Annotated in this window: 24 protein-coding genes; 23 read left to right on the forward strand and 1 reads right to left on the reverse strand. The window is 44.1% G+C overall.

Going from position 1 to position 19,249, the window contains the following annotated elements:
• Window positions 1–2 precede the first annotated feature (2 nt).
• The 8 genes from OCV47_RS10420 to OCV47_RS10455 all read left to right on the forward strand — a co-directional run bounded on the left by OCV47_RS10420 (window position 3) and on the right by OCV47_RS10455 (window position 7,044).
• On the forward strand, window positions 3–302 hold the full coding sequence (locus OCV47_RS10420; RefSeq protein WP_262655024.1) for a hypothetical protein: 300 nt from the start codon (window positions 3–5) through the stop codon (window positions 300–302).
• A 23-nt stretch (window positions 303–325) separates the two neighbouring features.
• Window positions 326–736 carry a hypothetical protein gene (locus OCV47_RS10425; RefSeq protein ID WP_262655025.1) on the forward strand — a complete coding sequence of 137 codons (411 nt, stop codon included), beginning with the start codon at window positions 326–328 and terminating at the stop codon, window positions 734–736.
• A 257-nt stretch (window positions 737–993) separates the two neighbouring features.
• Window positions 994–1,497, forward strand: a complete 504-nt coding sequence (locus OCV47_RS10430) for a terminase small subunit (protein WP_262655026.1) — start codon at window positions 994–996, stop codon at window positions 1,495–1,497.
• Entirely contained in the window at window positions 1,497–2,885 is a 1,389-nt protein-coding gene (locus tag OCV47_RS10435; protein WP_262655027.1) for a terminase, read from the forward strand. The genes OCV47_RS10430 and OCV47_RS10435 overlap by 1 nt, the downstream gene beginning before the upstream one ends.
• Window positions 2,886–2,888: 3 nt before the next feature.
• Complete coding sequence (locus OCV47_RS10440; protein WP_262655029.1) at window positions 2,889–4,424, forward strand: phage portal protein; 1,536 nt, start codon at window positions 2,889–2,891, stop codon at window positions 4,422–4,424.
• Window positions 4,381–4,605 carry a hypothetical protein gene (locus OCV47_RS10445; RefSeq protein ID WP_262655030.1) on the forward strand — a complete coding sequence of 75 codons (225 nt, stop codon included), beginning with the start codon at window positions 4,381–4,383 and terminating at the stop codon, window positions 4,603–4,605. Before OCV47_RS10440 ends, OCV47_RS10445 begins: the two co-directional genes overlap by 44 nt.
• Entirely contained in the window at window positions 4,592–6,895 is a 2,304-nt protein-coding gene (locus OCV47_RS10450) for a phage minor capsid protein (protein WP_262655031.1), read from the forward strand. The genes OCV47_RS10445 and OCV47_RS10450 overlap by 14 nt, the downstream gene beginning before the upstream one ends.
• On the forward strand, window positions 6,892–7,044 hold the full coding sequence (locus OCV47_RS10455) for a hypothetical protein (protein WP_262655032.1): 153 nt from the start codon (window positions 6,892–6,894) through the stop codon (window positions 7,042–7,044). Before OCV47_RS10450 ends, OCV47_RS10455 begins: the two co-directional genes overlap by 4 nt.
• A 116-nt stretch (window positions 7,045–7,160) precedes the next feature.
• On the opposite strand, the gene OCV47_RS10460 is transcribed toward OCV47_RS10455, so the two are convergent.
• Window positions 7,161–7,526 carry a hypothetical protein gene (locus OCV47_RS10460; RefSeq protein WP_262655033.1) on the reverse strand — a complete coding sequence of 122 codons (366 nt, stop codon included), beginning with the start codon at window positions 7,524–7,526 and terminating at the stop codon, window positions 7,161–7,163.
• Window positions 7,527–7,614: 88 nt separating this feature from the next.
• Here OCV47_RS10460 and OCV47_RS10465 point away from each other — a divergent pair, with 88 nt between their 5' ends.
• The 15 genes from OCV47_RS10465 to OCV47_RS10535 all read left to right on the forward strand — a co-directional run bounded on the left by OCV47_RS10465 (window position 7,615) and on the right by OCV47_RS10535 (window position 19,246).
• A complete protein-coding gene (locus tag OCV47_RS10465; RefSeq protein WP_262655034.1) occupies window positions 7,615–7,776 on the forward strand; it encodes a hypothetical protein in 162 nt (53 codons plus the stop codon).
• A 99-nt stretch (window positions 7,777–7,875) separates the two neighbouring features.
• A complete protein-coding gene (locus tag OCV47_RS10470; protein ID WP_262655035.1) occupies window positions 7,876–8,472 on the forward strand; it encodes a phage scaffolding protein in 597 nt (198 codons plus the stop codon).
• Between the two features lie 2 nt (window positions 8,473–8,474).
• Window positions 8,475–9,428 carry a major capsid protein gene (locus OCV47_RS10475; RefSeq protein ID WP_262655036.1) on the forward strand — a complete coding sequence of 318 codons (954 nt, stop codon included), beginning with the start codon at window positions 8,475–8,477 and terminating at the stop codon, window positions 9,426–9,428.
• 9 nt (window positions 9,429–9,437) lie between these two features.
• Window positions 9,438–9,641, forward strand: coding sequence for a hypothetical protein (locus tag OCV47_RS10480; protein ID WP_262655038.1), 204 nt, complete (start codon window positions 9,438–9,440; stop codon window positions 9,639–9,641).
• Between the two features lie 10 nt (window positions 9,642–9,651).
• Window positions 9,652–10,038, forward strand: coding sequence for a head-tail connector protein (locus tag OCV47_RS10485; RefSeq protein WP_262655040.1), 387 nt, complete (start codon window positions 9,652–9,654; stop codon window positions 10,036–10,038).
• A 4-nt stretch (window positions 10,039–10,042) separates the two neighbouring features.
• Entirely contained in the window at window positions 10,043–10,381 is a 339-nt protein-coding gene (locus tag OCV47_RS10490; RefSeq protein ID WP_262655041.1) for a hypothetical protein, read from the forward strand.
• Window positions 10,378–10,761, forward strand: a complete 384-nt coding sequence (locus OCV47_RS10495) for a hypothetical protein (protein ID WP_262655043.1) — start codon at window positions 10,378–10,380, stop codon at window positions 10,759–10,761. The genes OCV47_RS10490 and OCV47_RS10495 overlap by 4 nt, the downstream gene beginning before the upstream one ends.
• Window positions 10,758–11,159, forward strand: coding sequence for a phage tail terminator protein (locus OCV47_RS10500; RefSeq protein WP_117449108.1), 402 nt, complete (start codon window positions 10,758–10,760; stop codon window positions 11,157–11,159). The genes OCV47_RS10495 and OCV47_RS10500 overlap by 4 nt, the downstream gene beginning before the upstream one ends.
• Before the next feature lies 1 nt (window position 11,160).
• A complete protein-coding gene (locus OCV47_RS10505; RefSeq protein ID WP_262655044.1) occupies window positions 11,161–11,595 on the forward strand; it encodes a phage tail tube protein in 435 nt (144 codons plus the stop codon).
• Window positions 11,596–11,613: 18 nt separating this feature from the next.
• Complete coding sequence (locus OCV47_RS10510) at window positions 11,614–11,922, forward strand: hypothetical protein (RefSeq protein WP_262655045.1); 309 nt, start codon at window positions 11,614–11,616, stop codon at window positions 11,920–11,922.
• Window positions 11,867–12,274, forward strand: coding sequence for a bacteriophage Gp15 family protein (locus OCV47_RS10515; protein WP_262655046.1), 408 nt, complete (start codon window positions 11,867–11,869; stop codon window positions 12,272–12,274). Before OCV47_RS10510 ends, OCV47_RS10515 begins: the two co-directional genes overlap by 56 nt.
• Before the next feature lie 194 nt (window positions 12,275–12,468).
• The gene (locus tag OCV47_RS10520) at window positions 12,469–15,285 is read left to right on the forward strand and encodes a phage tail family protein (protein ID WP_262655047.1); all 2,817 of its coding nucleotides are present in this window, start codon (window positions 12,469–12,471) and stop codon (window positions 15,283–15,285) included.
• Between the two features lie 8 nt (window positions 15,286–15,293).
• On the forward strand, window positions 15,294–15,653 hold the full coding sequence (locus OCV47_RS10525; protein ID WP_262655048.1) for a hypothetical protein: 360 nt from the start codon (window positions 15,294–15,296) through the stop codon (window positions 15,651–15,653).
• Window positions 15,654–15,659: 6 nt separating this feature from the next.
• The gene (locus tag OCV47_RS10530) at window positions 15,660–19,055 is read left to right on the forward strand and encodes a hypothetical protein (RefSeq protein WP_262655049.1); all 3,396 of its coding nucleotides are present in this window, start codon (window positions 15,660–15,662) and stop codon (window positions 19,053–19,055) included.
• Window positions 19,052–19,246 (forward strand): hypothetical protein, encoded by a 195-nt coding sequence (locus tag OCV47_RS10535; RefSeq protein WP_262655050.1) that lies wholly within the window; start codon window positions 19,052–19,054, stop codon window positions 19,244–19,246. The genes OCV47_RS10530 and OCV47_RS10535 overlap by 4 nt, the downstream gene beginning before the upstream one ends.
• Window positions 19,247–19,249: the final 3 nt, after the last annotated feature.

The following is a 19,249-nucleotide window of genomic DNA, read 5'->3' on the forward strand; positions in this document are numbered from 1 at the left end:
GTATGCAGATAAAAGGAGAAAGGAAAGCATTAAGAGAAGAGATTATCCGGCTGAAAGTGGAGCAGGGATACCGGACAGATGTGATTGCAAGAGAACTGGGGCTGGATTCCGTTTATGTACGTAAGGTGATAAAGCATTATAATAATTCTTGTATCACCAGACAGAAATTCATGAAAGAGTGGGAATGGGTGTATAAATGGTACCGGCAGTACCAGGAGAGACAACAGCTGCGGCAGCAGGAGACACAGAGGAACATCCTGATTCCATGGGATGAATACAGCAAAGGAACAAGATGGTTATAAACTGATTTGAGGTGGTGGATAGAATGAAAAAGCAGGAGATGACAAAAGAACGGCTGGAGAGCTACCGGAGCTGTAAGGAAGAGATCCGGGAGCTGCAATATAAACTGGATCATCTCGGAGAAGGGGACAGCATGATAGGCAATGATACAGTATTCGATTATAAGACGGGATACCCACGGCCTCAGTCAGTGGTTGGATATGATCATAAGCGGGAAGAACGATTGCGTGTCTTGTATGAAACACGGATCGAGAAACTGCAGAAAGAATGTACAGAGATCGAGGAATGGGTAGAAGCCATACCAGACAGCCTGACTCGCAGAATCTTCCGGATGTACTACATAGATGGAATTGGCCAGAACAAGATTGCAAAGCAGGTTCATCTGGCGCAGTCAAAAGTCAGTGAAAAAATTTCAAAATATTTGCAATCGGGATAAAAAGGATAAAAAAGTGTGTTACAATCAAAAATAGAGAAACCAGATCGGACAGGCGATACGGTTTCCGAATCGAAATCTCATATATTTCTTCCCTTGGCGCTCCACATAAGTGGGGCGCTTTTGTGATGCCAATTTTCGTACAGCGTGCACAGTGCCAGCCTAAAAGTGGAAAACCTCCTTTCACGGTGGCAATCGGCTGTCGTGTATGGCACTGGCAGGACTGTATTTTACATAGATCAGAAAGAAGGTGAGCTCTGATGACGGAAAAACAGAAGATTTTTGCAGATGAATATCTGATAGACCTCAATGCCACCAGGGCTTACAAAGTGGCTTATCCTAAAGTAAAGAAGGATAAAACCGCTGCACAGGCCGGCAGCAGGATGTTGAGAAATGTCAAGGTTGAAAGATATATTCAGGAACGGATGCAAGCCAGACAAGAGCGCACTGAAATCACACAGGATCGTGTTCTGGAAGAGTTGGCAGCAATTGCATTTGCAAGAACAACTGACTATGCAGAAGTGAAAGATGGAAGAGTTCTTCTTAAGAATACAGAAAATTTGAACGAGCAGCAGATTCGGGCTATCGCAGGGATAAAGGATGGAAAATATGGAATAGAAATCAAATTAAATGATAAAGAGAAAGCCCTGGAGCTTCTGGGACGCCACCTGGGAATGTTTAAAGATAAGGTGGAAGTATCGGGGCTGGAGGATGAAAAGAAAAAACTGGCAGATATCCTGCAGCAATTGCGTGGTGATGGATAGTGAGCACGGAAAGACTGGTTTTATCAGAAAAGTATAAGGCATTCCTGAAATGCAACGCACCAGCAGAGTTCCTTGAAGGCACTACGGCAGCAGGAAAAACAACAGTAGGGCTGTTTAAGTTCATGTGCAAGGTGGCTGAATCACCGAAGAAACTGCATATTCTGGCAGCAGATGATACAGGTACAGCAGAGAAGAACATTATCAACAAAGATCTTGGTATTCTGGATGATTTTGGAATCCTTGTGGAATACAACGGATCCGGAACCAAGGATGACAAGATCCCACATATTCTGTTCCATGCTCCAGGCGGTGACAAAACCATTTATGTTCTTGGGTATGGCAATAAGAAAAAGTGGAAGAAAGCCCTTGGTGGCCAGTATGGATGCCTTTATATTGACGAGATCAATACAGCAGATATTGATTTTGTCCGTGAGGCATCCATGAGATGTGACTATCTCATGGCTACACTGAATCCGGATGATCCGGGGCTGGATGTATACAAGGAATATATTAACTGTAGCAGACCGCTTTCAGAGTGGGCGGGAAGCACACCGAAGGAAATCAAAGATGAGTTAAAGGAAGAACCAAAGCCTGGATGGGTGCATTGGTTCTTCTCTTTTGATGATAATGCGGGGCTTTCGGAAGAAAAGAAGCAGCAGATCATACAAAATACTCCCAAAGGCACTAAGATCTGGAAGAATAAGATCGAAGGCCTGAGAGGAAAGGCTACTGGGCTGGTATTCTCCAATTTTGACAGGAAGCATCATGTAAAGAATAAAGCCTGGGCGAAACAATTTGTCCAGAAGCCAGGAGAAATAAAGAAAGAATTCTTTATGTATTTTTCAGCTGCAGTAGATACGTCCTATTCACAGAAATCACCGGACACAATAGCGTTTTCATTCCTTGGAATCACGAACCTTGGCAAGTGTATTGTTCTGGATGAGAAGGTATACAGCAATGCAGATCTAAATATACCGCTGGCCCCATCAGATACGGTAAAGAATCTGGTGGAATTCCTGGAAAGAAACCGAAAAGAGTGGGGGCTGGCCAGAAATGCATTCCTGGATAATGCAGATCAGGCAACCATGCAGGAGTGGAATAAGTACAAGCGCAGGAACGGCTGCATTTATGTACTGAATGATGCCTGGAAAAAGATGGAGATCATCGACCGAATCAATACACAGCTTGGATGGCTGGCCTTTGATGACGGGGAGGGTATAGAACCGTGTTTCTATGTACTGGATCACTGCACGAACTACGTCAGTGAATTGGAAACCTACAGCTGGAAAGAGGATAAAGACAATACACCGGAAGACGGACACGACCACATGGTAAACTCCGTGCAGTATGGCTGGATTCCGTATCAGAGTAAAATATTCAGGAGGTAACACATGAACTGGATTCAGAATTTCATTGTCCGGCTGTTCAGGATCGAACAGACAACGGACCGGACGATTGTAATAAGGGAGCCACATACATTCCGGGAAAATGTGATCAGAAATAAACTGTGGTATCAAGGTGACAGTGTCATGCTGGAGCAGTATTTCCGGAAAACTGCAAAATGGGATGTGGAGAAAGCAAGGTTCTGGGCTGCAAAGGCACAAGGAAGTGTACGGAAGATCCACAGCGGGGTGCCGTCAATGGTCATAGACCGGTATAAGGACATCGTTCTGGCGGATCTGGATGCATTTGACTTTGGAGAGGGGATAGATACCATAAAGGAATTGTGGGATGATATCTATGAAAAAGGCAAGCTCAATGATGTGATCGGGGAAGCAATCACATCGACACTGGCAGCAGGAGACGGAGCTTTTAAGTTAACTGCAGATGAATGCAGTCCATATCCGATCGTAGAGTTTTATGATGCGGAAGATGTGGATTATGTGTATATCCATTCCAGACTCCGTGAGATCAAGTTTTACACCACGTACAAAAGCGGAAGTAAAGAATACCGCCTGGAAGAAACTTATGGCCATGGATATATCAAATATAAGCTCTATGATGACTATGGGAAAGAAGCAGATCTGAAGCTTCTTCCTGAGACGGAACATCTGGTAGATATTGGCATTGAAGGGGATCTTATGTTGGCAGTGCCGATCAGGATCCTGACATCTACAAAATACAAGAACCGGGGTAAAGCCCTGTTTGACAGTAAGACGGACGTATTGGATGGTCTGGATGAAGTAATCAGCCAGTGGCTGGATGCTATCCGGATGGGAAGGATCAAGAGATACATACCGGACAGCCTGATTCCAAGAGATCCGGAGAATGGAAAACTGCTTCCGGCCAATCCATTTGATAACGACTTTATAGCCATCGGTGATGACATGTCAGAGAAGGCAAACCATCAGGTGGAGATTTCACAGCCCCAGATATCCTATGAAGCCTATGTAAACAGTTATATCAGTTTTCTGGACATAGCCCTTCAGGGCGTAATGTCACCGGCTACACTGGGAATTGATCTGAAAAAACAGGATAATGCGGATGCACAACGTGAAAAGGAAAAAGCCACGATCCATGTAAGAAATAAGATTGTGGATACACTGAATGAGGTGCTTCCACAGTTATGCACCATCATTCTCCAGTGTTATGACCTGATGTGTGGAAAAGCACCAGGGGAATATGAACCGACCGTGAAGTTTGGAGAATATGCAGCACCAGACTTTGGAACCACTGTGGATACAGTAGGCAAGGCAAAACAATATGGTGTGATGAGCCTTGAGACATCTGTAGATCAGATGTATGGAGATACCTGGACTGAGGAAGAAAAAGAGGCTGAGGTGGAACGCCTGAAACTGGAACAGGGTATTGCTGATCTGGAAGAACCAGCAGTAAATCTGGAAGCTGGAGAATTCCAGGCAGGTCTGGAAGGAGATGATAGCGGTGAAGGTAAAAATAAACAACCGAATGTGGCGGATGAGCCATAGGGAATATCAGGGCTTGCTGGAGATCGCCAGGGAACAGGTACCACTTGGTATCTATGCCATAGAGAAGAAAGGCTATGCAGAGCTGCGCTGTGATAAATGTGAAAGCATCACCAAGGTAAAAGAACTGAGCCGAGAATTCAAGAAACAGGGCTTTAGGGTATACACAAATGGCAAAGATTAATGATGAATATGATATTGGCCTGGCGTTTGAAACCATAGAAAATGAACTGATTGCCTCTATGATGCGGAACATGGACCGCCACCAGGATGAGGAAGAGGATGAGAAGAAACGGTGGTCTATGTGGCAGACCGAGCAGTTGAAAGCGCTTGAACGGTACAAGAAAAAGAATGCTGTCAAATATGGAAAGCAGTTCAAAGATATCAATGGCCAGATCGAAGAAATGATCCGGGCGGCGAAGGATCAGGGAAATATGGATCAGGAGATTAAGATCCTGCAGGAGATCAAGCGTGGCTTCCCGGCCAGAAAGGTGGATCCGGGAGGAACAGCAGAATTCTTCAAGCTGAATGAACGAAAGCTGGATGCACTGATAAAAGCGGCTATGAATGATATGGAGAAAGCAGAGACGGCAGTGCTCCGTATGGCCAATGACCAGTACCGGAAGATCATCTTTAACGCACAGGTGTATGCCAATACAGGAGCAGGAACCTATGAGAAGGCTGTGGATATGGCTACCAGAGACTTTCTGGCAGCAGGACTGAACTGTGTAGAATATGCCAATGGAGCCAGACACACACTGGCGGATTATGCAGATATGGCCATAAGAACAGCCAGCAAAAGGGCCTATCTTCAGGGAGAAGGCGAGAAACGTCAGGAATGGGGTATAGCCACGGTCATTATGAATAAACGTGGGAATCCGTGCCCATTGTGCTTGCCGTTTGTAGGAAAGGTCATGATGGATGATGTGTGGAGCGGTGGACCGAAAGACGGAATCTCACGTCTGACAGGTGTGAAATACCCGCTGATGAGCAAAGCAGTAGAAGCCGGGCTTTATCATCCAAGATGCCGTGATGCACATACTACATACTTTGAAGGCATCAACACAGCTTCAGCCCAGGCAAAATCTGGCCGTGTCTACACGAGAGAAGAATTGCAGGAACTGGTAGACAGGCAGAGAGAAGAAAACAGGGAACAATATGCCAGACGCCAGGAAAAGAAGTACGAAAGAATGGCAGAATATTCTCTGGATCCGGAGAACAGGCAGAGATATGTAGCCAAGCAGAAAGCATGGAAATCAGAAAACACACCAGTTTCTATGGATAGAATCAATGAAGCTGCACAGGAAAGCATATTGAAAGCATATGATGCCAGAAGAGAACACTTTAATTTAAATGAGACGCCGGCAGAGAAACTGAGAAAGACAACATACAATCCCGTTACTGCAAATTACACGGGCATATCTGAAAAAACTGCACAGAAATTTAATCAGACAATACAGGATCTATCGGATGAATACTATTCGGGCATTACGAAAATCAGAGTAGAGGATAAGAAAAAAATGCTTGGTGTACAGAACTTTGCAACAACAAGTCATAACAATGTAGTTGGACAGAAAGAACTGATATTGAATCCACTGAAAATGGGGGATTATGACAGCATGGTTGGAAGGATTGAGGAATTATCTAAAAAAGGATATTGTGTAGATCTGGCAGATGGAACAGCGGATAGGTACATAGCAACACATGAATTTGCACATGGCCTGATAGATATGGAGTCACCACTGAAAAACTACATTGGGATGGATACAAAGCCACAAAAGAAAATACGTAAGGAAATAAAGAACCTGTTTGAAGAATATAAAGAAAGCGTTAGAGCCACGGAAGAAAACCTGAAACTTATAAAAAAAGACCGGGTATTCACAGACCCGACTGCAAGCAGTGAAGAACTTATGGAAGGCTTTAAACGTATGGCGGATGCACAGAATAAGCTGAAAAAGATTAAGATAAGCACATATTCCATGGAGAATGCGGATGAGTTCATGGCAGAAGCATTTGCGCAGGCGAAGCTTGGCACCAGTCAGAGCGAATACTCAAAGAAAGTAATGAAAATTCTGGACCAGAATTTTAAGAGACAGATTGAAAATACCTCTAAAGCTGATATAATAGAGATGAACTTACAGACATTTGCAAATGTCCCGAAAGAGAAACTGATTGGCTATGCATTGAACCCTGATCACCCAGTGGGAAAAGAAAAAGCTAGGGCATTCAAAGCAGCTCTTGGGTATACAAAGGAGAACAGTGAAGAACTCCGGGAAAAGATACTAGAGCTATTTGATGAAAAAGATCTGGTTCTTAAACGTGAAGGAAAATATGGAAAACAGTATGAGCAGATAATGAAAATTACCGGACCGAATGGAAAAACAGCAAATGTTTTAACAGCATGGATTAAAGAGAATGAGTCATCAGAACCAAGACTGGTATCTGTTTATGTGACAGAGAAGGAGGGAAAATGAAACAATACGATACAGTAGAGCTAAAAGATGGAAGAACAGGCGTTATCGTAGAAGTTTTTGACGATGGCTACATGATTGATGTAGGAAGTTCCCCGAAAGACTGGGACACAATTTTTGTAAAAAATGATGAGATTAAAGGCTTGGTATAGATACCACCAGTCAGAAAATGACCGGTGGTATTTTTGTACCCAGAAAGGAGCAATCATGAAAAAAGAAAAGTTATGGTATCGTTGGTCAGATTTTTCACTGATGTCACGGGTATCATTTATTTTGTCAATACTTGCTTTAATATCTGTAATACTGCATTGATTTCATGGCGGTAGGCACCGATAAAAGCAAGGATGGATATAAGCAAGGCAAGGATATCAACCCATTTGTCCAGTAGATATCTTTTTAGGGCAATAGAAGAGAATTCTTTTGGGTGTTTCCCTTTATGGGTAAGTGTCGCAGAAAGAAGGATGCCATTGGAAACACGCCTGGTAGTGAGATATCCTTCCTGTTCCAGAAAATCCACGGAGGAAAGAAATTCATGTTGTGGAATGTGTTTGGGATAGCCTTTATTTACAGAAAATGTTTCATCAGGACAATTTAAAATATATTGCAGTACTTGCTTTGATATTTTATCAAGCATAACATCACCTCCTGAATTTCAGTATAGCAGAGAAAGATAGAGGTGAGTGAAGAAAATTGCACCGGTGCAAGGGAAGGAGGTGAACAGAATGAAGGTAAAAGTGATTCATGATTTCAAGGATAAAGAGGCAGATCTGAAACTCAGACAGGTAGGGGAAACATTTGAGACCAACAAGGAAAGAGCAGAGTATCTGGCAAAGATGAAAGCGGTTGAGATCGTAGAAACCAAGGAAAAGAAGACAGAGCAGTAGAGAGGCGGTGATCCGGTATCTCCCTTTGAGACGCAGGGTGAAGCGTCTTTTTCTTATGTCCGGAAATGACGTAAAACTATCAGAAAGGAGCAGTAGAACATGACACAGGAACAGTTTGAAGCACTGGGTATTGAGAAATCACTGGCAAAGAAGGCAGCAGAGGAATCTGAAAAAGAACTGAAAGGCTATGTGGATAAAGATACCTTTGATGCAAAGGAACAGGAACGCAAACAGTTTGAGACAACCGTAAATGATTACAAGACTCAGCTTGAGACGCTGAAGACAGCAGCAGGGGATAATGAGACACTGAAACAGCAGATCGCAGATCTTCAGGAGCAGAACAGGCAGAAAGATCAGGAACACCAGCAGGAAATGAAAGACCTGAAGCTGACCAATGCCATTAAGGTAGCTATTTCCGCATCAGCTCAGGACAGTGATCTGGTGGCAGGTCTGGTAGACCGTAGTAAGCTGATTCTTGGAGAGGACGGAAAAGTAACCGGTCTGGATGAGCAGGTAAAAACACTGAAAGAAAGCAAACCATTCCTCTTTAAACAGGAACAGAAACCAGGTGCGAAAAGAGGATTCTTCCCTATGAGGCCAAAAGAGAACCAGGGAGGAGAGGGAGAAAAACAGGTAACCATGAAAGAAGCAATTGCCGCAAGACTGAATTTTGGTACAGAAGGGAAAGGTGAATAAGAATGGCGATTACATTAGAGGAAGCAAAGAAAAACGTGCAGGATGACCTGCAGATGGGAGTCATTGATGAATTCCAGAAGTCCAATTATATTCTGGAACATATTCCGTTTGATGATGCGGTATCCCCGACAGGAGGCGGTGCAACACCGGCTTATACTTATACAAGACTGAAAACACAGCCGACTGCACAGTTCCGTGAGATTAACAAGGAATACACGCCACAGGAAGTAACAAAGGAATCTCACACAGTAGAGATCAAAGTATTTGGTGGCGCTTATGAGATCGACCGTGTCATTGCAAATATGGGCGGTATTGTCAGTGAGGTGGAACTGCAGCAGTCCCAGAAGATCAAAGCAGCACAGGCACTGTTTAACGATACTTTCATCAATGGTGACAGTGCCACAGATTCAAAGTGCTTCGATGGTATCGACAAAGCACTGACAGGAAGCTCTACTGAGTACAATACAGAGAACGCAATCGATCTGTCCACATCAGAACTGGTTACTGCAAACTATCAGTATTTTCTGGATATGTTGGATGAGTTCCTTGGTGGTCTGGATGGCAAGCCATCCTTTATTGCCGGGAATAACAAACTGATTTCTAAGCTGAGAGCATGCGCAAGACGTGCCAGTATGTATCAGACAACACTGGACAGCTGGGGAAATCAGGTAGAAAGTTATGCGGGAATCCCATTTGTGGATATGAAGACAAAGCCTGGAACAAATGACGAAGTTGTCCCAATTGCTGTAGATGGCACTACGTCCCTGTATGTGGCACGTCTGGCCATGGATGGACTTCATGCGGTATCTTTTGCAGGAGTATCCCCGGTACAGACATGGCTTCCAGATTATTCTACAGCCGGAGCAGTAAAGAAAGGCGAAGTAGAAATGAATGCGGCGATTGCCCTGAAAGCATCCAAGGCAGCAGGCGTGTTCAGAAAAATCAAGGTAAAGTAGGAGGCAGACATGAAGATCTATAGTCCAAATAAAAACTACACAGGTGTATCCGCTTCTGTTCCATTCTGCAATGGTGTAGGGGAAACAGAAGACCCACATCTCATTGAATGGTTCAAAGAACATGGATATGAGTTGGAGAAAACACCAAAAAAAGGAAAGCAGGGCAAAAAGGAAGAGGCAGATGCGGCAGGACCTGCACTTATGGAAGCGTGAGGTGGTTTACATGACCTATGTACCTTATGCATCAGTGGGAACGTTTCAGAAAATGTATCCCAGTATAGAACTGGATGAAGATGAGATCAGTCAGAGATTGAAAACGGCATCCAGACATATTGATTCCCTGACTTATAACCGATTAGTAGGCAGCGGAAAGGAAAGGCTGACTCCATGGCAGCAGGAAGTACTACAGGAAGTCACCTGTCAGCAGGCACAATTTGAATATGAGAATGAGGACGAGATCAACATGATCCTGTCCTCATACAGTATCAATGGGGTATCTGCACAGTTTGGCAGCAGCTGGAATGTATTTGCCGATAAAGGGGTAGCAATGAAGCGGGATGCGTACGCTCTGCTGTCCCAGACAGGACTGTGCTGCCGTTTAATGGGGTGAGACTATGAAATATCCATGCTTAATACCAAAACGTCTCTGCAAGACGAATATCAGCTTGCAGATGGACCGTGAGGGACTGGACGAGCGGGGAGATCCGCTGGATCCGGTCATATATTTCGGAAAATGCAACTACCAGGATAAGGCAAAAACAGTCCTGACAACAGAAAAGAAACTGGTACAGATCACAGGAACGGCATTGTTTCCGGGAGATATCTGCCCGGAGCTGCCGGTGATCTCCGGCGGAAGCGCAACAGTCTTTGGCGTGCAGAGACGGATCCTGGAAGCCAGAAAAGCCAGGAATGCGGATGGCACAGTGAATTACACGGAGGTGCTGCTGATATGATCAATGTAAGCTCTACAATAAAACTGAATCTTCCAAGAATCAGAAGACTGGAAGAATCCCAGGTAATTGCGCTGGAGCAAACAGCGGAGGCGTTGCACACTGAAGTGGTACAGGCACAGGTATTTCCGAGGGATACCGGTAATCTTCAGAATGAAAGCACATTTGTAGATGCATCGGAAAGCAAACGAGGAAAAGTATCGATCGTGTCCAGTACCCCATATGCCAGACGGATGTACTTCCATCCAGAATATCATTTCCAGACGGATGAGAATCCACATGCGAGAGGAAAATGGTACACAGACTGGCTGGCCGGAGGCAAGCATGCAGATTTCTGCATCAATGCCTACAAAGAAATTTACAGGAGGCTGACAGGAGTATGACTTTAGCAGATGTGCGGGATGTGATTGCATCCTGGAATATGGCAGAGCATGTGTACTATGGAAAAATGCCCGGGAAGATGGAAAAAGCCATAGGGGTATACAACAGCAAACATCAGTATGCGGGGCATGCAGCATTAGGCGGGGCACAGTACGAAAAGTATGGCCTCAAACATATCACCATACTGATTCACTGGAACAAAAGAAACAGTGATACGGAAAAGGCCGCATCAGAATTGTTTGAAAAGATCCGGGAAGTGCGGGATGCAGAGGTAAATGAAGAGAAGATCAAGTTCTTCATGCCGATGTATGAACCGCAGGATATCGGAACAGATGACGATGGAATCTGGGAAAGCGTGATAGAGGCGGCAGTAATATTTGAGAAGAAAGGAAGCGAATAAGATGTCAGGAAAAACAGGCGTATTTCCGGTACTTGATAATAAATTCAAGTCCGGAGCGAAAAATGATGGCGCTACAGTAATTGCCGATATGGAAACGTTCAGCATTTCCTTTTCCAATGGTGTAGAGACCTGGACACCAATGGATCAGGAAGGATGGCAGCGGGCATTGATGACGGCGAAAGCGATTACCATTACTCTGAACGGAAAAAGAAATATTGGAGATACCGGAAATGATTTTGTAGCTGGTAAGACCTGGAGCAACGGCAGAGATGCGGAAGGCTACTTCGAGTGGGAGATGCCAGACGGTACGGCTATTTCATGGGAAAATGCCGTGTACGATGTGAAAAACTGTGGAGGCGGTGATTCCACCAATGTAGGCGCATTGGAATTTGATGTGATCAGCAACGGCAAGCCGACCATTACACCGGCATTATAGTCAGAGAGGAAGATAAAGATGGCAAAGAAGATTGACATTACAGACAAACTGGATTTTTCAGAGAATCCAGTGCTGAAAATCGAAGATATTGAAGTAGAGGTAAAGGGGGATGCTGAGACCATGCTCCGCTTGATGGGAGTTTTTGCAAACAACTCAGAAATGCAGGCAGTAGGCGAGGCATTGAACCTAATCTTTTCACCGGAAGATATGGAAAAGATTTGTAGCTTAGAACATAAAGGAAAGAAATTATCGGCAAAGTCACTTATGACGATTGTTCAGAAAGCAATGGAGCTGGTTATGGGAGAAGACGAAGAGGGAGAGCAGTGACCCGTACTATGATCTGATAGATGATTTTGGACTTATCGTATCATCTTTTCAGTCACAGTACGGGATTCGTTTATCCAGGGAACTTCCGACAGGTATGAAGTGGGATGAATTCCGGGATCTTCTGGTAGGCATTGGCCCGGACACAGCACTGGGGAGAATCGTATCCATACGTGCAGAAGAGGATGAGGACATCCTGAAGAACTTTACCCAAGAACAGCACAGAATCCGTAATGAGTGGAAAAGAAAGCGGGCCAGAATACTGGAAAAGATGACAGACCGAACTGCAATGGAAGCAGATCTGGCCGGGATCAAGGCAGCCTTCATGAGGATGGCAGGAATGGGAGGCGAATAGAGATTGAAAAAGTGAAAGTAAAGTGTCCATATTGCGGGCATGAACAGAAAGTACAGTACACTCCGGATGCAAAGTGCCGGGGTGTATTTTTAAAGTGTCAGGCGAGACACTGCAGAAAAGAATTTGAGATAAGAATAAACCAGGACAAGTAGTGCCATGTGCCGATGTCCTCGTGACAGAGGCAGGTGGTATATATGGATGATACAACATCAGTAGGCCAGATTGGTCTTGACCTGGTAGTGAATCATAGTTTATTCAAGGCCCAGATGGAGGGCATAACCAGAATTGCAAAAAAGACTGGGAAAATTCTGGCAGGTGCTTTTGCAGTAAAAAGTATAAAAGATTTCGGCACCAAGTGCCTGGAACTTGGCTCAGATCTTGCGGAAGTACAGAACGTTGTAGACGTGACCTTCCCGCACATGACGGCTCAGGTTGATAAATTCGCCCAGTCAGCAGCACAGAGCTTTGGACTTTCAGAAACCATGGCCAAGCAGTACACTGGTACGTTTGGCGCCATGGCAAAAGCCTTTGGCTTCACGGAAAAAGAGGCCTATGATATGGCATCCACATTAACTGGACTGACCGGTGATGTGGCATCCTTTTACAATCTGAATCAGGATGAAGCCTATACGAAGCTGAAATCCGTATTCACTGGTGAGACTGAGTCACTAAAAGATCTGGGCGTGGTTATGACGCAGACGGCGCTGGATGCCTATGCTATGGCAAATGGATATGGAAAGACCACATCTGCTATGACAGAGGCTGAGAAAGTGTCGTTGCGTTATGCATTTGTACAGGATCAGTTATCTGCAGCAACCGGTGACTTTGTAAGAACATCCGGAAGCTGGGCGAATCAGGTCCGTATCATGAAGCTGCAGATGGAGTCTTTTATGGCTACTGTTGGCCAGGGGCTTATTAATCTGTTCACACCGGCATTAAAGATGATCAATGCGTTGATCGGAAAGCTGGCCACACTGGCAAATGCATTCAAGAGCTTTACAGAATTGATCACTGGTCAGAAGTCCAGCGGAACCAGTCAGATAGCGGCTCCGGTCGCAGATCTTACAGATACAGCTGATGAGGCAGAAAGCGGACTTGAAAGCGCAGCAGGAGCAGCTGACAATCTCAATAGTTCTACAAAAAAGGCTGGGGATGCAGCACAGAAAGCGGCTAAAAAGATGAAATCCCTGATGGGATTCGATAAGATCAACCGCCTGGATGCACCGGCCACTTCCACAAGTGGCACTAGTTCTGGAAATACAGGGACTGGAAGCGGAGCTGGACAGCAGCTTGGTCAGAGCGTAGATTTTGGAAATCTGGCTCAGGGTGAAGACGTGATCGATAAGGTGGACAACAAGTTCACTAAAATGTTCGAGAACATTACCAGACTGGCACAGCCGGCAACAGATGCATTAAAGAGATTATGGAGCGACGGGCTGGCAAAGCTGGGAAATTTTTCAGCAAATGCACTGAAAGACTTCTATCAGAGTTTTCTGGTGCCAGTGGGAAAATGGGTACTGGGAAAAGGAATACCTGAGTTTGTCAATGCCCTGAATGATGGTCTGTCCAATGTCCATTATGAAGTGATCCAGAATGGCCTGCATAACCTGTGGTTGGTTCTGACACCGTTTGCTACCAATGTGGGAGAAGGGTTGCTGTGGTTCTGGAAGAATGTGCTCGTACCTCTTGGAACCTGGACTGCTAATGAGGTTGTACCAAGGTTTTTAGACACACTAAGGATTGCAATAGAGGCATTCAACAATATCATTACTGCATTACAGCCATTATTCCAGTGGTTCTGGGACAGCGTATTACAGCCAATTGCAAATTGGGTGGCAAACAGCTTCCTTGGAGAATGGGATAATATTAACCAGAAATTGCAGGCATTTTCGGATTGGTGTGCAGAAAACCCAGGGATTATACAGGCTGTTACAACAGTTGCATTGTCATTTGCAGCTGCATGGGGAGTGGTTACAGCAGCAATGTCTGCATGGAATGCGATAGCCTTAATTACAAATACAGTGATAACAGGGCTTGGAGCAGCCATTGGTTTCCTGACGTCTCCAATAGGAATTGCAATAGTAGCTATTACAGCACTGATTGCAGGCGGCATTGCACTATATAAGAACTGGGATAAGATATCAGCCAAGTTAAAGAAGATCTGGGAAGGAATTCAAAAGTTTGCAGGAGAAATCTGGGGTGGGATCAAAGATACCATTAGCAAAGTTCATGATGCGATTGCGAATGTCTTATCTGTGGTATGGGAGAAGATCACATCCACATTGTCTACTGTGTGGAACAATCTAAAAAGCACTGTAGAATCGGTGTTCGGTTCAATCAGGGATAAGATATCAGAAGTATGGGCCACTATCAGCGAGACTGGAAAGAAGATCTGGGATGGAATACATGATACAATTTCCGGAATACTGAACAAGATTGCAGATACAGCATCTTCTGTAGGAAGCAGGATTAGCAACGCACTGGTAGGAGCGTTCCAGAATATTCTCAAACTGATCAAAGTCCCGATCAATGGAATAATCGGATTGATTAATGGTCTGATAAAAGGCGTAGTAACCGGTATCAATTACGTACTGCAGGCATTCAACAAACTGCGGATCAGCATTCCGAGGTGGGTGCCTGGAATAGGCGGTAACACACTGGGATTTAACTTTGCTACGTTGAATGCACCACAGATCCCGAAGCTGGCAGAAGGTGGATATGTGAAGCCAAACACACCACAGCTGGCCATGATCGGTGATAACCGTCATCAGGGAGAAGTGGTAGCACCAGAAAAGAAACTGAAGCAGATGGCAGCAGAAGCGGTAAGAGAAGCTGGAGGAACAGGAATCACGAAAGCGGATCTGGAACGTGTGATGAATAATGCGGTCATGAGGATTGTAGCAGCACTGACCGGAATGGGATTCTATCTGGATGGCGAACAGATGGCTAAGGTAATCAAGGCGGTAGAAAAGGCGATGGATATCAGATTCAATCCGGTATCGGTGGAATAGGAGCATATATGGCAAGGAAAATATTGTGGGCGGGGAGTACGGTACTTCCAGCCCCGACTTCATTGAGTATAAATGATGAAATTATCTGGACATCCGGTACCGGCAGAGGAGTGTCAGGAAAAATGATCGGAAACCCGGTGGCTGAGAAGAAAACACTGGGGATCAAGTGGGAATTTATCACAGAAACGGAGCTTGTTCTGATTAAGAAAAAGCTGATCAAAGGATATTTCCCACTTTCCTTCCATGATGATGGTGTAGATCTTACCATAGAATCCTACCGTGGCACTTTATCGAAAGAAGCGCTGGGAGCTATCGGGGATGGAAATTATTACTACAGGTCGGTATCTGTAGATGTGGTACAGAGGTGATGGAACATGATAACGACATCAAAGGAATACAAAGAAAAGGAAAACAGAATCTATCATGCAAAATTGAATATCCAGTTCGCAGACGGAACAGAAAAGGAACTGGATGAGAACAGCCTGTTTGGTCTGACCATCAACGATGACGTATCTTCAGCTGATGTGTTCAGCGTAGGGACCGCCATCATTAATGTGCTGACATTGAAACTGGATAATTCGGATGGATTCTTTGATGATAAAGAATTCTACGGAGCTGAAATATCGATAAAGATTGGATTGGAGCTGGACACAGGAACAGAATGGCTGCAGAAAGGAACATATATTGCAGATTCCGGAGATGATGTAAGTGATGTCATTACGGTAAAAGCATATGACTACATGCGGAACTTTGACAGGGACTATACCAAAAGTACACTGGGCTATCCGGCAACGCTGGGGGCAATTGTAAGGGATGCCTGCCATTGCTGTGGAGTGGGACTTGCAACAGCCTCATTTTCACATGATGACTTTGTGGTACAGAGCAAACCAGAGGCAAGTACATTCCGTGAGATGCTGGCCATGGTAGGACAGATAAGCGGTAACTGGTGCAGGATAAACAGGTTTGGCCAGATGGAGATAGCATTTTATGATATTTCCAGATATGAGCAGGATACAGGTGATTTTGTAGAAATCAGTAATTACCTGAGTGGATCGGTATCCACAGAGGATGTGGTAATCACTGGGGTAAAAGTGACAGATGGGGATGAGACCTATCTGTCAGGGCAGGAGGGATACCTGATTGCTGTCGAGGACAATTCACTGATCCAGGGATCTGGGGAGACTGTGGCCGGGTGGCTGGGAGAAAAGCTGATCGGCTTGACATTTCGGAAAATATCGGTCAGTCATGAGCCGGATCCGGTAATAGAAGCCGGTGATCTGGCCAGGATCGTTGACCGAAAAGGGAATATGAAAAAGACACTGCTAAACAGTATCACTTATACCTTTGGAGGAACACAGCAGTCAAAAACATGTGCAGCCACACCGCTCAGAAATAGCGTGGAGAGGTTCACAAAGAGTACCAAGAATTATGTAAAATACCGGGAACTTCTGGATAATTACAAGTATGGGTTTGACAGTGCAGTAGATGCGCTTGGAAAACGCCTGGATGGAGCCAGTGGATTGTTTGAGACTACAGAAAAACAGACGGATGGAAGCTATAAATATTTCCTGCATGATAAGCCACAGTTGAAAGATTCACTGGTGATCATGCAGATTACCAGTGAAGCATTGGCTATCAGTACGGATGGGGGCAAGACTTGGCCAACTGGAATTACTGTAGATGGGGAAGCAATTATTTCCATACTGAAAGCCAAAGGTATCAGTGCATCCTGGATCAATACAGGAGAGATGGTTATTCAGGATGAAAGAGGGAAGACCATTTTTAGTGCTAACAAAGATACAGGAACAGTATTAATCAGTGGGGACTGCATCCGAATTGGTGATCAGAATCTGGAAGAGGCATTAAAGGATACAAAAACACTGGTTATGCAGTTTGATTGTGAATATGCCACGGTAAATGTGGACAGCGAAGGAAATTATGATACATTTCCAGAAATTACGTTCCAGCCTACGGTGTATTTTGGAGCCATAGACGTAACTGCAGACTGTACCTTTACTGTGACAGCATCATCTTATGTAACTGGAAAGTGGAACAGCAGCTCCAGAGCCTATACGGTGGAGGGACTTCTGGCAGATTCAGCGTGGGTGGATGTAAAAGCAGTCTACGCAAAAAACTATATCGTTACGAAACGGTTCACAGTGGCCAAGCTTTATGCAGGCCAGAAAGGAGAAAGTGCAGAAAACTATTTTCTGGAAGTATCGAACGAGATTGTAGTTAAGAGTAAAAATGGAATGCTGGAGCCTAATGCGGTTGAGATTTCTGCTTATAGCAGAAAAGACGGGGCAAGAGAAACTTATGCCGGCTATTTCATGATCTATGAGGTATCAGAAGACGATGCAAAAGAAAAAGTCTACGAATCCAGGACACCGGAAAGTGAGTTGAGATATCACCTGTACGATTTTCTGATGGCAGATACTACCTATCCAGCCATGGGAAAAGATAATGTGGTCATTTCTGGAGCCAGAAGCACCAAGATGATTAATATAGAATTGTATCTGGATCAGGAGAAGACCATATTACTGCAGACTAAAACCATTTCCTATGTACAGAAAATGGAAGAACTCACCGGAGAAGAGATGTTCAATATCCTCACCAACAATGGAGAAGTCCAGGGGCTGTATCGCATGAATGGCAAGATATATCTAAACGGTGAGTATATCAAATCCAAAACAGTAAAAGCAGATGCCATCAGTGTAGATGACCTGTATGCGATCGGAGCAACCATCGGTGGATGGTCCATCACGGAAGATGGCATTGTGAAAGACATTGACGATGCGGATGGGAATACATATCGGGTGAAACTGAGGCCACCTTACAAGGATAATCCGGCTGGAACATATATACTTTTCTGCGCAAAGAAAAAAGCGGGAGAAGAAACATGGAGCCAGACATTTAAACTGCGTGGCGATGGAACGGCATTTTTCGGTGAAACACAGATAAATACGTATATGTTACTGATGGGAAGTGTTGGAATCTGGAATAATTATTATAACGGAAAGTCTCAGATAAGAGTTGGTGGAAAAATGGCTGGTTCTCCCATTAATTATACAAGAGGGGAAAACGTAACAAGAATATATCCAGGAAGTATCTATGTAGAAGGTACAAAAAATAATGCAATAGGGGAGGCTTCTTTTACGATAGGAACCGGAGGAGATCCAGTTGATGTGCAGCCATTAACATCAAAAGATGGAATGTTAATCATAGATTGCACCAGAGGAGTGCAGATAGGTTCACATGGCAACTATACCAGTGATACAGGACTGACTTATCATCACCATGGACCGCATTATCTTATTGGAGGATTAGAAGCTGATACAATTAATGCACATGGCAGCAAAAGTAGAATCATAGATACATCTTATGGAGAAAGATTGCTATACTGCTATGAAATGCCTTCACCAATGTTTGGAGATATTGGCGAAGGAAAAACAGATGAAAATGGAGAATGCTATGTAGCTTTCGATCCAATTTTTGCTGAAACGATAGCAACGTTTCAAAAATATTATGTTTTTATCCAGGCAGAAAGCGGTACGATGCAAGTTACCAAAAAAGAAAATGCAGGGTTTCTTGTATGTGGTACAGCTAATATGTCTTTTGACTGGGAAGTAAAGGCCAAACAAATAGATTATGGATATGAACGATTGGAAAAAAACAAGATTTCATCTGACATAGAATTTATTGATTATGAAACCGAAATGTCACAATTAATTGAAGATTATATAACTTCGAAGGAGAATATTTTGGAATGAAAAAACTTACAAGTTTTGCTCATTTAGTAACTGGAGAGGGAGATAGAATTGCGTTCACATATTCAGAAATTGATAAAGAGGGAAATCTTATCTCACAGAATAACAAAGGAAATTTTATTATTGTTGATTCAAAATTGAAAGAACACATTGATGAAATTTCCAAATATATCACAGAAAACAAGTTAAACTAGAGG

The organism is Muricoprocola aceti (genome assembly GCF_025567005.1).
Lineage (GTDB): Bacteria > Bacillota > Clostridia > Lachnospirales > Lachnospiraceae > Marvinbryantia > Marvinbryantia aceti.

Bases quoted from the DNA above. Each gene is read 5' to 3' on its own strand.
- OCV47_RS10420 (WP_262655024.1), top strand. From the start codon at position 3: ATGCAGATAAAAGGAGAAAGGAAAGCATTAAGAGAAGAGATTATCCGG.
- OCV47_RS10425 (WP_262655025.1), top strand. From the start codon at position 326: ATGAAAAAGCAGGAGATGACAAAAGAACGGCTGGAGAGCTACCGGAGC.
- OCV47_RS10430 (WP_262655026.1), top strand. From the start codon at position 994: ATGACGGAAAAACAGAAGATTTTTGCAGATGAATATCTGATAGACCTC.
- OCV47_RS10440 (WP_262655029.1), top strand. From the start codon at position 2,889: ATGAACTGGATTCAGAATTTCATTGTCCGGCTGTTCAGGATCGAACAG.
- OCV47_RS10450 (WP_262655031.1), top strand. From the start codon at position 4,592: ATGGCAAAGATTAATGATGAATATGATATTGGCCTGGCGTTTGAAACC.
- OCV47_RS10455 (WP_262655032.1), top strand. From the start codon at position 6,892: ATGAAACAATACGATACAGTAGAGCTAAAAGATGGAAGAACAGGCGTT.
- OCV47_RS10460 (WP_262655033.1), bottom strand. From the start codon at position 7,526: ATGCTTGATAAAATATCAAAGCAAGTACTGCAATATATTTTAAATTGT.
- OCV47_RS10465 (WP_262655034.1), top strand. From the start codon at position 7,615: ATGAAGGTAAAAGTGATTCATGATTTCAAGGATAAAGAGGCAGATCTG.
- OCV47_RS10470 (WP_262655035.1), top strand. From the start codon at position 7,876: ATGACACAGGAACAGTTTGAAGCACTGGGTATTGAGAAATCACTGGCA.
- OCV47_RS10475 (WP_262655036.1), top strand. From the start codon at position 8,475: ATGGCGATTACATTAGAGGAAGCAAAGAAAAACGTGCAGGATGACCTG.
- OCV47_RS10480 (WP_262655038.1), top strand. From the start codon at position 9,438: ATGAAGATCTATAGTCCAAATAAAAACTACACAGGTGTATCCGCTTCT.
- OCV47_RS10485 (WP_262655040.1), top strand. From the start codon at position 9,652: ATGACCTATGTACCTTATGCATCAGTGGGAACGTTTCAGAAAATGTAT.
- OCV47_RS10490 (WP_262655041.1), top strand. From the start codon at position 10,043: ATGAAATATCCATGCTTAATACCAAAACGTCTCTGCAAGACGAATATC.
- OCV47_RS10495 (WP_262655043.1), top strand. From the start codon at position 10,378: ATGATCAATGTAAGCTCTACAATAAAACTGAATCTTCCAAGAATCAGA.
- OCV47_RS10500 (WP_117449108.1), top strand. From the start codon at position 10,758: ATGACTTTAGCAGATGTGCGGGATGTGATTGCATCCTGGAATATGGCA.
- OCV47_RS10505 (WP_262655044.1), top strand. From the start codon at position 11,161: ATGTCAGGAAAAACAGGCGTATTTCCGGTACTTGATAATAAATTCAAG.
- OCV47_RS10510 (WP_262655045.1), top strand. From the start codon at position 11,614: ATGGCAAAGAAGATTGACATTACAGACAAACTGGATTTTTCAGAGAAT.
- OCV47_RS10520 (WP_262655047.1), top strand. From the start codon at position 12,469: ATGGATGATACAACATCAGTAGGCCAGATTGGTCTTGACCTGGTAGTG.
- OCV47_RS10525 (WP_262655048.1), top strand. From the start codon at position 15,294: ATGGCAAGGAAAATATTGTGGGCGGGGAGTACGGTACTTCCAGCCCCG.
- OCV47_RS10530 (WP_262655049.1), top strand. From the start codon at position 15,660: ATGATAACGACATCAAAGGAATACAAAGAAAAGGAAAACAGAATCTAT.
- OCV47_RS10535 (WP_262655050.1), top strand. From the start codon at position 19,052: ATGAAAAAACTTACAAGTTTTGCTCATTTAGTAACTGGAGAGGGAGAT.